Source organism: Embleya sp. NPDC020886, from assembly GCF_044333915.1.
GTDB lineage: Bacteria > Actinomycetota > Actinomycetes > Streptomycetales > Streptomycetaceae > Embleya.
Genome location: NZ_JBIRRX010000023.1, coordinates 33,397 through 47,846, shown reverse-complemented (window position 1 = coordinate 47,846; position 14,450 = coordinate 33,397). Strand labels below are relative to the sequence as shown.

Genomic DNA, 14,450 nt, shown 5'->3' with positions numbered 1-14,450 from the left:
CCGGCGCCACAGATCACGGGCTTCCGCAGGCAGGTGCGGGTCGTCGGGGAGCGTGCCGTCCCAGTCGGCGTGCGGGACGTTGTACCAGTCAGGTAGAGCCCGCCCGGCGGACGCAGACGACTCAGGTCACAACCCGCGGCCTGTTCCCGAACGGAGGGTCGCGGGCGCGCGGAGGTCTTTCGGGCCTTGGGCTTCTTGGGCATGCCGAGCCCCCGGCCTGGGAGGCGATCTTTCGAACCCGCTTGGCGACCGGGACGAACCCGGGTCGCTGTGGATCACCGACCCCACCCTGCGAGGCCACCGACAACCCCACCCCCGTGGACGCGTAAAGCGCCTGCGCCTGGCTGAAGAGCTCCTGCGACTCGGCCCGGTCCGATGTGGATTGTGTCTGTGGCCGGCCGGGGGCTTACCCGAGCACGGTGATGCTGAGCGAGCCGGCGTGCAGGGTCTGGGTGCTCGGCTTGAGCACGGTGGCCAGCCAAGGGCTCTCGTCGGTGCCGGAGTTGGGGACGTAGAGCGGGAAGTCGCTCCCGGCGATCATCAGGGCGAGCCGGTGGCCGGGGCGGACGCGGTAGCCGGTGTGGCCGAGATCGAGGCGCAGTTCGCCGCGATCGGTGCTCTGCGCGTCTCCGCGCACGATCATGCGGGCGGTGCCGTCGGGGGCGACGTCGAGGAGCTTGGCGAGCACGTCGAAGGTCGGCGCGGTGCTCTCCGCCTCCAGCGTCAGTTCGACGGGGCCGGCCAGGTCCAGCGGCTCGGTGCGCACGGGGCCGGAGAACAGCAGTACGTCGTCGCGGTCGGCGACGGCCTGCTCGTCGGGGTGGAAGCGCAGTTGAATCCACGTCATCGGCAGGGTGGAGGGGACCAGTGCCTCGGGGTCGTACCGCCAGTCGACGCTGGAACCGGACGCGTCGGGCTGCTCACTCAGACTGCCGCCGGGGGCCGCGCCCGTCGCGGCCTGGGCATCGGCCAGGGAGAGCGAGACGGTCCGCGCGCCCTCGGGGGGCCACACGTCGGAGGTCCGCCAGCCGACGTGGCCGAGGTGCCAACGCACCTTGGGCAGGATGTCCAGCGGTTTGGTGCCCTTGAGGAAGACGTCGAAGAAATCGAGGGCGGGACCGAGGTAGGAGTCCAGTGACTCCTCGCTCATGCTGTCGTCGGTGTGAGGTGCGTCGTGGAGCGGGTAGCCGTTGTGGTCGCTGCTGCCCGCCGACAGGTACTGGACGGCGGCCCAGCCGGGGCGCTTGGCGAGCTGGGTGTAGTCGTACATCTGGGCGGCCCCGATGTTGTCGTACCAGCCCACGCACTGCAGTACGGGCACCGGGCGTGCGTCGTAGGGGTGGACCGTGCCGTACGCGTCGACCGGGACGGGGCGTGGCACGGTCAGGTCGAAGGCGGACGAGCGGGCGCCGATGGCCTCGAAGGCCTGCTCGAAGGCGTCGCGCAGCGGTCGTGCCGAGTAGTCGGGCTCGTACTCGTAGGTGTCGCGGTCCACCCAGTGCGACGCGAGGTAGAGGGCGCCCTCCATCCACGGGACGCGCCGGATCGACGGGTCGCCGGGGTTCATCACGTGCGGCGCCCAGGCCGTGGAGGTGACCCGGGGGACGATGGCGCGCAGCGCGGGGTGCCGGCCGGCCACCGCCGCCCACTGGGCGAACCCGTAGTACGAGTCGCCGAACATGCCAACGATGCCGTCCGACCACTCCTGGTTGACGATCCACTCGATGGAGTCGTAGCCGTCGTTGACCTCGCCGCTCCACGCCGCGGTCTCGCCCTCGGAGCGGAATTTGCCGCGGACGTCCTGGACGACGAGCGCGTAGCCGCGGTTTTTGAAGCGCTCGGCGACCGTGTCCATGAAGACGAAGCTGCTGTTCTTGTCGTAGGGCAGGCGGACCAGGACCGCTTGCACCGGCCCGTCGCCCTCGCCTTCGGGGAGGTAGACGTCGGTGGCCAGGCGCACGCCGTCGCGCATCCGCACCATGGATTGGCGGGCGGTCGACGGCACCGGCGCGGCGGTGACCCGCGTGAACTCGAAGGACATGACTTCCCCTGACTGTCGAGCGGCTTGGACGGGCGGGCATGCACGTGCCACCGGTCGCGCCCAAGGATGGTGAAATATCGCTGTATTACGTGGTTTTTCGGTTGACTCAGCGCACCGCGCCCTCGGCGTGGAGGTCGGCCAGGTCCTTCGGGGTGCAGCCGAGGGCGGTGAGGACTTCGTCGGTGTGTTGGCCGAGTTCGGGGGGCGCGGTGCGGATGGTGGTGGCGGTGCGGGAGAGCTTGAGGGGGGATCCGACCATCGTGATGGTGCCCGCGGAGGGGTGGTCGATCTTGGCGATCATGTCCCGGGCCAGGACCTGAGGGTGGGTGAGGGCCTGGTCGACGGTGTTGATGGGGCCTGCGGGTACGCCGACGTCGGCGAGGATCTTGCCCCACTCGTGGGCTGAGCGTTCGGCGAGTGCGGCTTCGATCAGCGGCAGGAGTTCACGGCGGTTGCGGACGCGGTCGGGGTTGGTGCGGAACCGGGGCTCCTCGGCGAGGTGGCCGAGGCCGACGGCGGCGGCGAAGCGGCGCCACAGGCCGTCGTTGCCGACGGCAACCATGAGGTGGCCGTCGGCGGTCGGGAACGCCTGGTACGGGACGATCGTCGGGTGGGCGGAGCCGTAGCGCGGCGGGGTGTCGCCGGTGACGAAGTAGCCGCCGGCGACGTAGGTGAGCCAGGAGATCTGGCCGTCGAGGAGCGAGACGTCCACCCACTGGCCCGCACCGGTGCGGTCCTTGGCGCGCAGGGCGGCGAGCATGCCGATGCAGGCCCACATCCCGGCGGCGAGGTCGGCGGCGGCGACGCCGACGCGTACCGGCGGGCCGTCCGATTCGCCGGTGACGCTCATCATGCCGGACAGTGCCTGGGCGATCGCGTCGTAGCCGGGCTCCTGGGACATGGGGCCGGTCTGCCCGTATCCCGAGACCGAGACGTAGACGATGCCCGGGTTGATCTCGCGTATCTGTTCGTAGCCGAGCCCGAGGCGGGCGGCCGCGCCGGGGCGGAAGTTCTCCACGACGACGTCGGCGGTGGCGGCCAACTCCTCGACCAGCTCCCGGCATTGCGGGTTCTTCAGGTCGACGGCGATGCCGCGCTTGTTGCGGTTGACGGTGTGGAAGTACGCGGCGTCCGCGCCTTGGAAGGGTGGGCCCCAGGCGCGGGTGTCGTCGCCGCCTTCGACGTTCTCGACCTTGATGACGTCTGCGCCGAGGTCGCCGAGGATCATCGTGCAGAAGGGGCCGGAGAGGATGCGGGACAGGTCGAGTACGCGCAGCCCGGCGAGTGCTCCGTCGTTCTCGAGCCAGGGCGAGGTCGTCCCGGGGACAGGCATGTGTACTCCGTTCTGAAGGGCGGCGGGGCACGGGCGCGCTCGCGGGGTCGCCGGGGCGCTCCGCGCCGCTCGCCGGTCCTGCGAGCGTGTGCGGGGGCGTGTGCGGAGGCGGATCGGGTCCGGGAATGCGGAGGTCGCGAGATCGCGGCGTCAGGACGTGGGGTTGGCGAGCTGGAAGGCGTAGGCGATCCGCAGGAGTTCCAGGTCGCCGGCCGGTCGGCCGACGAGCTGGATCCCGACGGGCAGTCCGTTGTCGGTGTATCCGCACGGCACGGAGATCGCGGGCAGGCCGGTTGCGCTGATGTAGTACGCCGAGCGCATCCAGTCCAAGTAGCCGGTCTGGCGGACGCCCTCGATCTCGTCGGGCCACCGTGTTTCGACCGGGAAGGGCGGCACCTGCGCGACGGGCAGCGCGAGGACGTCGAAGTCGTCGAAGAATCGGGAGACTTCGGCGTACAGCCGGATCCGGTGCCGCTCCGCCCGCGCGAGCTCCGGCCCCGACAAGCCGAGTCCGGCGTCGATGTTCCACAGCGTGTCGGGGTTGAGCGCGGCGCGGTCCTCCTCGCCGAACCATTGCGCGTAGTACCAGGCGCGCCAGGTGCGGAAGGCTTCGTCGGCACCGGTGAAGTCGGGTTCCCGGTCCTGGACGAAGCAGCCGAGCCCCTCGAAGACCGGGCGCCCGGCGGTGTCGAGGACGCCCGTGACGCGGTGGTCGACCGGGAGGCCGCCCAGGTCCCTGCCCCAGGCGACCCGCAGGCCCCGCATCGGGTGCGGCGTCAGGTCGCGAAACCGCGCTCCGTCGCCGGGCCAGGACAGCGGACTCGCCGGGTCGTGGCCCGCGATGACGCTGAGCATGAGCGCGACGTCCTCGACCGTGCGGGCCATCGGTCCGTCGACGGCGAGTGTGCACCAGTCGCCGGACGCGGGTACCAGGCCCGCGCTGGGCCGCAGACCGACGACGCCGCAGAAGCTCGCCGGGTTGCGCAGCGAGCCGCCCATGTCGGTGCCGCTCGCCAGTGGTGCCATGTGTGCGGCGAGCGCCGCGGCGGAGCCGCCGCTGCTTCCGCCCGCGCTCCGGTCCGGGGCGTACGGGTTGCGGGTGACGCCGAAGACGGCGTTGTAGGTGTGCGAACCGGTGCCGAATTCGGGGGTGTTGGTCTTGCCGAGGGTGATCGCGCCGGCCTGCTTCATCCGGGCCACGATTCGCGCGTCCCGCGTGGGGACGTGGCCGGCGTAGATTGTGGATCCGTACGTCGTGCGCACGCCCGCCGTGTCGTGCAGGTCCTTGTAGACGACGGGGACGCCGTGCAGCGGACCGGGCGTGACGCCATGGGCGAGTGCCCGGTCCGCCCGGTCCGCGTCGGCCAGGGCCTGGTCGGCGGTGAGCGTGACGATGGCGTTGATCTCGGGGTTGACCCGTTCGATCCGGTCGAGATGGTCCTGCACGGCCTCCCGGCTCGACACGTCGCGGCGGCGGATTCGCGCGGCCAGTTCGGTCGCGGTCAGCCGGTGGAGACTGGACACGGTTCTCCTTGTTCGATCACCTTGCGCAGGCGCATCACTTCCCGACGGGCGTCGATGCCGGCCGCCCCCACGACCTGCCCCTCGCGCACGAAGCACGCGAGCGAGGGGCCGATCATGCGGGTCTCGGCACCGGGCTGCCAGGACCCGAGCGCGTGGATCTTGTGCTCGTACTGGTCGGACCAGACGTAGCCCACCGGTGCGTACGGCGCGGCCTGGCCCAGCAGCGTCCGCGCGGCGGCCATACCCTGCTCCACCGCGTTGGAGTGGTGCTCCGAACGGGTGACCCCCAGGCGGGGGTGTCGCCAGCGGGCCACGTCGCCGGCGGCGACGACGCCGGGGACGCCGGTGGCGCAGGTCTCGTCGCACACCACGCCGTCGTCCAGTTCCAGGCCCGAGGACGCGAGCCAGCCGGTGACCGGCGCGTTCCCCACGCCGACGACGACCACGTCGGCGTCGACGCGGGTGCCGTCCGCGAGCATCAGGCCGTCGACGCGGATGTCGCCGGTGACGTCGACGACGGCGGCGCCGCATCGGACGTCGACTCCGTGGTCGCGATGGATCCGGACCATCAGGTCGCCGAAGGACGGGCCCAGCGCCCTGCTCATGAGGGTGGGGGCCGCCTCGACGATCGTGACCTCCAGGCCCAGGCCGCGGGCGGTCGCCGCGACCTCGGCGCCGATGAATCCGCCGCCGAGCACGGCGACGCGCGGGGATCCCGCGAACTCGTCGGCCAGGCGACGGGCATCGGCGGCGGTGCGCAGGGTGTGCATGCCCGCGAGGCGGGGCAGCGCCGCGGGCCAGCGTGGCCGCGACCCGGTGGCGATGACGAGGCCGTCGAAGGGGTGGACGGTCCCGTCCTGGGTGTGCACCTCGCGCCGGCCGAGGTCGAGTCCGGTGGCGGTCGCCCCGAGGTGCAGCTTGATCCCGAGCGCGGCGTAGGAGTCCACCGGCCGCAGGCTCAGCTCCTCCTCGCCGCAGTGTCCGGCGAGGAACCGCTTGGACAGCGGCGGCCGGTCGTAGGGCGGCTCGGTTTCGGCCGACAGCATGGTGAGTTCGCCTTCGAAGCCGGCCGCGCGCAGTTCCTCGGCGGCGTGTACGCCGGCAAGTGACGCCCCCACGACGAGGATTCGCTCAATCATGGGGCGCCACGGCCAGTTCCATCCCGTCCAGTTCGGGACTGAAGGTGATCTGGCAGGCCAGTCGGGACTGTGGGCTGCGCGACTCCAACTCGTCGAGCATGTCCGCCTCGTCGGTGCCCGGCGCCTTGAGGGCGCCGAGCCACGATGGGCTCACGTAGACGTGGCAGGTGCCGCAGGCGGCGTTGCCGCCGCACATCCCGACGACTCCGACGCGTGCGGAGCGCAGCTCGGGCATGAGCTTGACCCCGTAGCGGACCGGCACGGTCCGGGTGTTGCCGTCGGCGGCGGTCACGTGGGCTTGTCCGGTCATGCCTCGACCACACGCAGGTTCCGCGCCACCTCCACGTGGTTGCTCGACACGTCGTAGCCCGTCTTGGTCAGATGCGCGGTCATCTCGTCGAGCGAGGCGATCCACGTGTCGGGCTGCGCGGTGAGGAACTCCAGGTACTTGTCGAGGAAGCGCAGCCGCATCGGGCGTCCGATGATCTGCGGGTGGGTCGTGTAGATGCAGACGCCGCCGAGGTCCTTGATGCCGTAGTACTCCTCGCTCCATATCGAGCGGACCTCTTCCGAGGTGCTGATCTTCTTGTTCCACGACTCGGTGTCGAACCACCAGTGCACGGAGTCGTTGGTGGGCCACGAGGTCGGCAGCTCCAGGACGCGGGTGCCCTCGTGCCAGTACGGCCGCACGTCGGCCATCATGTTGGTGCTGTAGTTGTAGCCGTGCTTCTCCAGCAACTCCAGGGTGTGCACGGTCAGTTCGAGCGAGGGGGCGCGGTAGCCGGTGACCTCCGCGCCGAACGAGGTGAGGATCTCGTGGCCGCGTACCAGCTCGCGCTCCTCCTGCTCGCGGGTGAGCTTGGTGGGCGAGACATGGCTGTAGCCGTGGTTGGCGAGCTCGTGGCCGGCGGCGACGATGTCGCGGACCCGGTCCGGCCACACCTCGGCGACGCGGCCGGGCACGAAGAACGTGGCCCGCAGGCGGTGCTTGTCGAGCAGCTTGAGCAGCTCCGGAACGGCCACCCGGCCGCCGTAGGTGCCTTGCGACAGGACGCCGGGCTTGCCGACGTTGACGCCGCCGGACTCGTGGAGCCACAGCTCCTCGGCGTCGAAGTCGATGGTCAGACCGACGGCTACCTGGGCGTTGTCAGGCCACATGGGGACTCCTTGAAGAGACACGGTTTGTGCTGAGGGACGTCTGAGGGCGCCGTTTCAGATGGCGCGGAGAAGGCTCTGCATGGCGTGGTCGAGGTGGGCTTCGACCGCCGCCCGGGCGGCGGCGGGGTCGCGGTCGGCGACGGCCTGCGCGATGGCCCGGTGTTCGGCGATGACCTGCTCGGCACGCCCGGGGTCGTTCCGCAGGTTGCTGTTGCCGACCCGCAGGGGGACGTCTCGGGCCAGGGCGTATGCCTTGCTCAGAAGGCTGTTGCCGGTGGCCACCACGATCCGGCGGTGGAAGTCGTCGTCGGCGGCGGAGAACTTGTCGTCCTCGCCTTCCGCGAGCAACGCGGCCTGCGCGTCGACCATCTCCAGCAGTCCGGGGCCCAGGGCTCCCGACGCGCCGGCCTGCTCGACGGCATAGACCTCGATCAGCCCCCTGGTGACCAGGACTTCCTGGATCTCCTTGGCGCTGACCGGGAGGACGAGGGCGCCCCGCTTGGGGTAGAGGCGGACATGGCCTTCGAACTCGCAGCGCAGAAGGGCTTCGTGGACCGGTGTCCGGCTCATGGCCAGCGACTCGGCGATCTCACCCTCGCTGAGCATCATGCCACCGGCGTAGGTGCCGTCGAACAGACGCTCGCGAATGTGTGCGTAGGCCCGCTCGGGGGCGGACAAGCCCCCGCTTCCAGTTCTTGTTGACGACATGCATGGAAGGTATATGCATGCCGTCGCCAAAACAATACAACATGAGTATTGCCTTGCGGGCAACTTGCATGGAAGATGAGCGGAACTTGCAGACAAGAGAGGTGTTCATGACTCTCACCGAGATCTTCGACCGGTTCGCGCCGGATTGCAGTTCGGTGCCCCAATCGGTCTTCGGCGACGCAGCGGTCCTGGATGCGGAGCTGACCCGGATCTTCACCAAGACGTGGCTCTTCGTCGCGCACGAGTCGGAGGTCGCCGAGGCCGGCGACTACGTGACCCGCCGGATGGGCCGCGACCAGGTCATCGTCGCCCGCGGCGAGGACGGGCAGGTCCGGGTGATGCGCAACGCCTGCACGCACCGGGGCACGCTCCTGTGCAAGGCGACACTGGGCAACACCTCGCACTTCATGTGCCCGTACCACGCCTGGACGTTCGACAACTCGGGACGCCTGCGCGGCGTCCCGGAGGCCCGACCCTCCTACGGTGGCTTCGACAAGCCCTCGCGCGACCTGCGCCGCGCCCGGACCGAGGTCTACCAGGGCCTGGTCTTCGCGACCTGGGCCGAGGACGGGCCGTCGCTCGCCGAGTCGCTCGGTGACATCGCGTGGTACCTCGACGCGCTCCTGGGCACCGCGACCGGCGGCTGGGAGGTGGCGGGCCCGCCGCAGCGGTACACGATCAAGGCGAACTGGAAGCTGAGCTGCGAGAACTTCGGCGGCGACGGCTACCACCTGCCCTACACCCACCGGGTGCCGATCGAGTCGGGCCTGTTCGGCGAGGACGAGGAGGGGGGCGAGGTCGGCAAGCCCACCGGGCGCGTCGTCTGGACCCCGCAAGGCCACACCGCGCGGGTCGGCTACCTGCCGCCGGAGTACGCCGAGCCGCCCTACCCCGGGTATCCCGAGAACCTGCGGGACGACTTGGCGGCGAATGCCGGGCCCGAGACGCTGAGCGTGCTCGCCAACTCCGACGTGGTGCACGGCAACGTCTTCCCGAACCTGTCGTTCATCCAGACGGCCATCACCTACACGGGTGACGAAGCCGAACCCGTCTCCTTCACGGTGCTGCGCCTCGCCCAGCCCGTCACCCCCGACACGACCGAGCTGTACAACTTCGCCCTGGTGCCGCGCGGCGCCGACGAGGAGTGGAAGCAGAAGTCGGTCGTGGCCTGCGTGCGTACCCACGGCGCCGCCGCGGTGCTCTTCGAGGGGGACGACGTCGACAACTTCACCTGCGTCAGCGTCACGGCGGACGGGGCGCTCGCCCACGACACCGACCTGGACTACTCCCTGGGCACCAACCTGCCCAGGCCGGATCCCGACGACTGGGCCGGGCCGGGGGAATCGGTACCGCACGACCACAGCGAGTACACCCACCGGGCCTTCTACGGCACCTGGCTGCGGTACATGAAGGACACGAAGGAGGGGGCGTGACCCTCACCGAAGCGATCGGGCAGTTCCTGTACGAGGAGTCGGCGGCGCTCGACGAGGCCCGGTACTCCGACTGGCTCGCGCTGCTCGCCGACGACTTCCGGTACGAAGTACCGCAGCCGATCACCCCGCAGAGCCCGGACGAGGAGCAGTACTCCAGCCGGATGCCCATCTCGCGCGAGTCCAAGGGCTCACTGCGGATGCGCTTCGACCGGGTCTCCTCCGAGTACGCCTGGAGCGACCGGCCGCGGCACTTCCTGCGCCACTTCGTCTCCAACATCCGGGTGTGCCCGCTCGGCCCGGACGAGTGGGAGGTGCGCAGCAACGTTCTCGTCGCCAGGTCGCGCTCCAGCGAGGAGAACACGCTGGCCACCGCCGGGCGCGTCGACGTCCTGCGCGGCGACCCGGAGCGCGGATTCCTGCTGGCGGCCCGCACGGTCCACCTCGATGTGGAGGTGCCCAGTGCCGGCCAGCTCATCCCCGTCTACTGACGCGTCGAGCCCGGGCCCGGACGGACCCGAGCTGCGTCTCGCCAACGAGTTCGCGAGCATCCGACTGCGCAAGGTCCGCTTCGGCAACGCATCCCGCATCGAGGTGCGCTCCGAACGCCAGGACCGCACGGTCCTGCTCGACCCCATGGCCCTCGATGCCATCACGCGACTCACCCCCGACCAGATCTCCCGCATCCTCACCCTCGTGACGGAGAACGACCGATGACCGTCCGTTCCGTGCGCCACGTCGCACTCCGGATGCCGAACCCCGACGCCTCCGGTTCCTTCCTCGGCGACGCGTTCGGGCTCGTCCCCACCGACGCCGGCCTCCGCGGCACCGCCGACGCCCGCCCGCTGGTGAGGCTGAGCGAAGGCCCGGCGCTCGGCATCGACCACATCTCCCTCGGCGCCGCGAGCCGCCGCGCCGTGGACGACGTCGCCGCCCGCGTCCAAAGGCTCGGGCTGCGGCTCGTCGAGGAGCCCGGCGTCGACGACGAAGGGGCTTACCGCACCCGCCTTCGCGACGGCAGCGGGCTGCTGCTCGAAGTGGCACACGCCGACAAGGCCCGGCCCGACCCGGTTCCCCACGTGCCCTTCCTCGACCGGCCGATGCTGATCAGCCACGTCGTGCTCAACACGCCGGACCTGGAGGCGACCGCGGAGCTGTACTGCGAGCTGTTCGACTTCACCGTCTCCGACCGCTACGGCGACTACATGGTCTTCCTGCGCTGCAACCGCTACCACCACTCGGTCGCGCTGGGCCAAGCCGAGCACACCTCGCTCAACCACATCGCGTTCGAGGTCGGCAGCATCGACGGCGTCATGCGCGACTCGGCCCGGCTGCAGGGCCTGGGCAGCGATCCCGTGTGGGGCCCGGGCCGACACGGCCCCGGCGACAACGTCTTCTCGTACTTCGGCGACCCCAACGGCGTGGTCGTGGAGTACACCTCCGCCCTCGAGGTCTTCGACGAGGCCGATCCCCGTGAAGCCAAGGTCTGGCCGATGGACGACCCCGAGCAGGACAACGTCTGGGGCACCGGCGACCCGTCCGACGAGGGCATCGCGCTGATGACCGGCGCGCCCGACCCCTACCTCCAGCCGTAACGGTGCCCGGCACCAAGCCGTGACGGTCCCATCCCCGGGCCGTGCGCGGCCCCTAGCAAGGAGTACTTGATGAAGTTCGAACCCGGTCAGGCACGGGCGTGGGCCCAGTCCGAGCTGCGGGGGGTGGCCGGCTGCCTCATGCCGACGTTCACCGGCGATCTGAACAACCTCAACGAGGCGGCCATCCGGCACGACGCCTCCCTCGAACGCGAGCTCGGTTTCACCGGCGCGCTGCTGGTCTCCGAGTGCGGCACCACGCCGACGGAGTTCCGCCGCTTCATCGACATCGTCGTCGACGAGGTCGGCGACGACATGGTCACCATCCTCCAGGCCTCCGAGCCGACACTCGCCGACACCCTCTCCCTGGTCCGCGACGCCGAGGCCGCGGGCGTGGACCTGGTCCTGATGTCCTACCCGCTGACCTTCTACCCGCAGAGCCCGGACGAGGTCGTGGAGTTCACCAAGACCGTGGCCGACGCCACGAACATGGGCATGGTGGTCTTCGCCCTCGACATGTGGAACTTCGAGCGGCTGCACCCCTCCGGGTTCGCCCCCGCGTGGCTCGAGGAAATGGTCGACACCATCCCCAACGTCGTGGCGATCAAGAACGAGATCGGCTACCCGGGCATCTCCGGCAACGCGCAGGTGTTCAAGCAGTTCCGCGACCGCGTGCTGGTGGCCGACCCGATGGAGATGAACTGCGCGGCGTGGATCCCGACCTTCGGGATGCCGTGGATGGGGACCTCCAACTACGAGTACTACGGCCCCGAGATCCCCCGGATGTTCGAACTGCTCCAGAACCCGGAGACGTTCGAGGCGGGCATGGACATCTACTGGCGGCTGCACCCGGCCCGAGGGGTCGTCTCGTCGGTCGGCAGCACGGCCGTCGCGGGCGCGAACCTGGTTCACCGCATGCAGTGGAAGTACCAGGGTTGGCTGAACGGGTTCAACGGCGGCCCGGTGCGCTTCCCGCAGATGCGCATAGACGACGGCCAGATGCGCGCTCTGCGCCGTGGGCTGGTCAACGCCGGTCTGCCGGTCACCGGCGACGACGACGCCGAGTTCTTCGTCGGGAGGCACCCGAAGTGATGCGTCTGATCGATGCCGTGGACCTGGCCGCCCTCGTGTCGCTGGACGACACGCTCGCCGCCGCGCGCGAAGCCGCGATTGCCCGAGCCGAAGGCCAGGTCGTCAGTGGACGACTGCAGTTCGCGTGGGCCGGCGGCGAGTCCGGCACCCGCTTCCTCGCTGCGGCGCTGCCCTCCCTGGACCTGTTCGGATACAAGCAGTTCCACTGGATCGGCAGCGGTGTCCGGTACGCGTGCCACCTGTTCCGCGCCTCCGACGGCGTGCCGATCGGCGTGGTCGACGCGGCCTCGATCACCACGCTCCGCACGGCGGCGACCGCCGCCGTCGGGGTCGAGTGCCTGTACGGGCCGCGCCGTGCAGGCGTGGTCGGTGTCATCGGTTCAGGCGCCGAGGCCCAAGCCGGCCTGCGCGCCCTCACCCGGGTGGTCGACGTTCCACAGGCCCGGGTGTTCAGCCGCAGGTCCGAGAACCGCGAGGCCTTCGCCGCGCGGATGAGCGAGGAACTCGGCATCCCGGTCCACCCGGTGGCCTCCGTCCGCGCGGCGACGGACGGCGCGGACCTCGTCTACTCCGCCACGGCGGCGAGCAGCGTGGTCTACGGGCCGGACGACCTGGGCAGCGCCTTGGTCGTCGCCACCATCGGGTCCACCGCACCGGACCAGCGCGAAGCCTCGGGTGAGCTGTTCACCCGGGCCGGGCGCGTGGTCATCGACACCGAGGACGCCCTGGAAGAGTCCGGCGACCTCATCGAGGCCGCCCTCGATCCCCAGGCGTACGAACTGCTCGGCGCGGCGCTGGCCGCGCCGCCCCGCCCGGCGCAGCCGTACAGCGTGTTCAAGTCCATCGGCAGCCCCGAACAGGACCTCGTGCTGGCCGCGCACATCCTGCGCCGCGCCGAGGAGCGTGGCGTCGGTCGGCTCGTCGCGCCCGTGACGAGCCGCAAGCAGAACCTCTGATCCCGGTCGCGCCGTCGCGCCGGCGCCCAGTGGCCGGCGCGACCGGTGACATCCCGCACATCCTTCTTCCTGGAGACGTACACGTGACACCCACCGATCTGTATATCGGCGGCCGTTGGCTTCCCGCCGCCTCCGGGCGACGGATCGAGGTGGTAGACCCCGCCACGGGCGACACCATCGCCTCGGTCGCCGCCGGCGACGTCGACGAGGGGCTCGCGGCGGTCGCCGCGGCCCACGACGCGGGCCCTGCCTGGGCCGCGACGCCCCCGCGGGCCCGCGCGGAGATCCTGCGTCGTGCCTTCGACCTGATGACGGCGCGCGGCGAGGAGATCGCCGACCTCATCGTGGCCGAGAACGGCAAGTCGAAGGCCGACGCACTCGGCGAGGTCGCCTACGCCGCCGAGTTCTTCCGCTGGTACTCCGAGGAAGCCGTCCGCATCGACGGGGACCTGCGCACCGCCCCGGCGGGCGGCAACAAGATCCTGGTGCTGCGGCAGCCGGTCGGCGTGGCCGTGCTGGTCACCCCGTGGAACTTCCCCGCCGCGATGGCGACCCGCAAGATCGGTCCGGCGCTCGCCGCGGGCTGCACGGTGGTGCTCAAGCCGGCGTCCGAGACGCCGCTCACGGCGCTGCTCGTGGCCGAGATTCTGGCCGAGGCGGGCGTGCCCGACGGCGTGGTCAATGTCGTGGTCGCGGAACGCAGCGGCCCGGTCGTCTCGGCCATGCTGCACGACCGGCGGGTGGCCAAGCTGTCGTTCACGGGTTCGACCGAGGTCGGCCGCATCCTGCTCCGCGAGGCCGCCGACACGGTCGTGAGTTGTGCGATGGAACTGGGCGGCAACGCCCCGTTCGTCGTCTTCGCCGACGCCGACCTCGACGCCGCGATCGAGGGCGCGCTGATCGCCAAGATGCGCGGCGGTGGCCAGGCCTGCACGGCGGCGAACCGCTTCTACGTCGAGTCGTCGATCGCGGACGACTTCGCGGCACGGCTGACCGCCGCACTGGCCGACCAGGAGACGGTGCTCATCAGCGCGGGCGCGCGCGACCGGGTGGACGCCCTGGTCGCCGACAGCGGCACGGTCCTCACCGGAGGAGCGATCCCGGCCGGGCCCGGATTCGCCTACCCGGCAACGGTGTTGACCGACGTCCCCGCCGACGCGCCGATCCTGCGCCAGGAGATCTTCGGCCCGGTGGCCCCCATCGTGCGGTTCGACTCCGAAGCCGAGGTCGTCGCAGCGGCCAACGACACCGAGTACGGGCTCGCGGCGTACGTCTACACCGGCGACCTGGCCCGCGGCCTGCGGGTCGGCGAGCAACTCGACTTCGGCATGGTCGCGCTCAACCGCGGCCTGGTGTCGGACCCCGCGGCGCCGTTCGGAGGGGTCAAGCAGAGCGGAATCGGCCGCGAGGGCGGCCACGACGGGCTCCTGGAGTTCCTGGAGACCAAATACATAGCCACCTGTTGGTGACAGGAGAT

14 protein-coding genes are annotated in these 14,450 nt (G+C 70.7%); 7 read left to right on the top strand and 7 right to left on the bottom strand.

Going from position 1 to position 14,450, the window contains the following annotated elements:
• Positions 1–406: 406 nt before the first annotated feature.
• The 7 genes from ACH4U8_RS42835 to ACH4U8_RS42805 all read right to left on the bottom strand — a co-directional run bounded on the left by ACH4U8_RS42835 (position 407) and on the right by ACH4U8_RS42805 (position 7,903).
• Positions 407–2,041 (bottom strand): CocE/NonD family hydrolase, encoded by a 1,635-nt coding sequence (locus ACH4U8_RS42835; protein ID WP_395783834.1) that lies wholly within the window; start codon positions 2,039–2,041, stop codon positions 407–409.
• A gap of 106 nt (positions 2,042–2,147) precedes the next feature.
• Complete coding sequence (locus tag ACH4U8_RS42830) at positions 2,148–3,374, bottom strand: CaiB/BaiF CoA transferase family protein (RefSeq protein WP_395783832.1); 1,227 nt, start codon at positions 3,372–3,374, stop codon at positions 2,148–2,150.
• Positions 3,375–3,524: 150 nt separating this feature from the next.
• A complete protein-coding gene (locus ACH4U8_RS42825) occupies positions 3,525–4,898 on the bottom strand; it encodes an amidase (RefSeq protein WP_395783830.1) in 1,374 nt (457 codons plus the stop codon).
• Positions 4,877–6,016 carry an NAD(P)/FAD-dependent oxidoreductase gene (locus ACH4U8_RS42820; RefSeq protein ID WP_395783828.1) on the bottom strand — a complete coding sequence of 380 codons (1,140 nt, stop codon included), beginning with the start codon at positions 6,014–6,016 and terminating at the stop codon, positions 4,877–4,879. Before ACH4U8_RS42820 ends, ACH4U8_RS42825 begins: the two co-directional genes overlap by 22 nt.
• 13 nt (positions 6,017–6,029) lie before the next feature.
• Entirely contained in the window at positions 6,030–6,347 is a 318-nt protein-coding gene (locus ACH4U8_RS42815; RefSeq protein WP_395783826.1) for a 2Fe-2S iron-sulfur cluster-binding protein, read from the bottom strand.
• Positions 6,344–7,195 carry a polysaccharide deacetylase gene (locus ACH4U8_RS42810; RefSeq protein ID WP_020552687.1) on the bottom strand — a complete coding sequence of 284 codons (852 nt, stop codon included), beginning with the start codon at positions 7,193–7,195 and terminating at the stop codon, positions 6,344–6,346. The genes ACH4U8_RS42815 and ACH4U8_RS42810 overlap by 4 nt, the downstream gene beginning before the upstream one ends.
• Positions 7,196–7,249: 54 nt before the next feature.
• Positions 7,250–7,903: a GntR family transcriptional regulator gene (locus ACH4U8_RS42805; protein WP_395783824.1), complete on the bottom strand. Its 654-nt coding sequence runs from the start codon at positions 7,901–7,903 to the stop codon at positions 7,250–7,252.
• A gap of 107 nt (positions 7,904–8,010) precedes the next feature.
• Between ACH4U8_RS42805 and ACH4U8_RS42800 the strand changes: the two genes are divergently transcribed.
• The 7 genes from ACH4U8_RS42800 (at position 8,011) to ACH4U8_RS42770 (ending at position 14,442) form a co-directional block, all read left to right on the top strand.
• The gene (locus tag ACH4U8_RS42800; RefSeq protein WP_395783822.1) at positions 8,011–9,336 is read left to right on the top strand and encodes a Rieske 2Fe-2S domain-containing protein; all 1,326 of its coding nucleotides are present in this window, start codon (positions 8,011–8,013) and stop codon (positions 9,334–9,336) included.
• Positions 9,333–9,824 carry an aromatic-ring-hydroxylating dioxygenase subunit beta gene (locus ACH4U8_RS42795; RefSeq protein ID WP_395783820.1) on the top strand — a complete coding sequence of 164 codons (492 nt, stop codon included), beginning with the start codon at positions 9,333–9,335 and terminating at the stop codon, positions 9,822–9,824. The genes ACH4U8_RS42800 and ACH4U8_RS42795 overlap by 4 nt, the downstream gene beginning before the upstream one ends.
• Positions 9,796–10,050 carry a hypothetical protein gene (locus tag ACH4U8_RS42790; protein WP_395783818.1) on the top strand — a complete coding sequence of 85 codons (255 nt, stop codon included), beginning with the start codon at positions 9,796–9,798 and terminating at the stop codon, positions 10,048–10,050. The genes ACH4U8_RS42795 and ACH4U8_RS42790 overlap by 29 nt, the downstream gene beginning before the upstream one ends.
• Positions 10,047–10,928: a VOC family protein gene (locus ACH4U8_RS42785; protein ID WP_395783816.1), complete on the top strand. Its 882-nt coding sequence runs from the start codon at positions 10,047–10,049 to the stop codon at positions 10,926–10,928. The genes ACH4U8_RS42790 and ACH4U8_RS42785 overlap by 4 nt, the downstream gene beginning before the upstream one ends.
• A gap of 69 nt (positions 10,929–10,997) precedes the next feature.
• Positions 10,998–12,017, top strand: coding sequence for a dihydrodipicolinate synthase family protein (locus ACH4U8_RS42780; protein ID WP_395783814.1), 1,020 nt, complete (start codon positions 10,998–11,000; stop codon positions 12,015–12,017).
• The gene (locus ACH4U8_RS42775) at positions 12,017–12,973 is read left to right on the top strand and encodes a hypothetical protein (protein WP_395783812.1); all 957 of its coding nucleotides are present in this window, start codon (positions 12,017–12,019) and stop codon (positions 12,971–12,973) included. Before ACH4U8_RS42780 ends, ACH4U8_RS42775 begins: the two co-directional genes overlap by 1 nt.
• Positions 12,974–13,056: 83 nt before the next feature.
• Complete coding sequence (locus ACH4U8_RS42770) at positions 13,057–14,442, top strand: NAD-dependent succinate-semialdehyde dehydrogenase (protein ID WP_395783810.1); 1,386 nt, start codon at positions 13,057–13,059, stop codon at positions 14,440–14,442.
• The last annotated feature ends 8 nt before the right edge of the window (positions 14,443–14,450 follow it).

Excerpts from the sequence above, each read along its gene's own strand:
- ACH4U8_RS42835 (WP_395783834.1), bottom strand. The coding sequence starts at position 2,041 with ATGTCCTTCGAGTTCACGCGGGTCACCGCCGCGCCGGTGCCGTCGACC.
- ACH4U8_RS42830 (WP_395783832.1), bottom strand. The coding sequence starts at position 3,374 with ATGCCTGTCCCCGGGACGACCTCGCCCTGGCTCGAGAACGACGGAGCA.
- ACH4U8_RS42815 (WP_395783826.1), bottom strand. The coding sequence starts at position 6,347 with ATGACCGGACAAGCCCACGTGACCGCCGCCGACGGCAACACCCGGACC.
- ACH4U8_RS42810 (WP_020552687.1), bottom strand. The coding sequence starts at position 7,195 with ATGTGGCCTGACAACGCCCAGGTAGCCGTCGGTCTGACCATCGACTTC.
- ACH4U8_RS42805 (WP_395783824.1), bottom strand. The coding sequence starts at position 7,903 with ATGTCGTCAACAAGAACTGGAAGCGGGGGCTTGTCCGCCCCCGAGCGG.
- ACH4U8_RS42800 (WP_395783822.1), top strand. The coding sequence starts at position 8,011 with ATGACTCTCACCGAGATCTTCGACCGGTTCGCGCCGGATTGCAGTTCG.
- ACH4U8_RS42785 (WP_395783816.1), top strand. The coding sequence starts at position 10,047 with ATGACCGTCCGTTCCGTGCGCCACGTCGCACTCCGGATGCCGAACCCC.
- ACH4U8_RS42780 (WP_395783814.1), top strand. The coding sequence starts at position 10,998 with ATGAAGTTCGAACCCGGTCAGGCACGGGCGTGGGCCCAGTCCGAGCTG.
- ACH4U8_RS42775 (WP_395783812.1), top strand. The coding sequence starts at position 12,017 with ATGCGTCTGATCGATGCCGTGGACCTGGCCGCCCTCGTGTCGCTGGAC.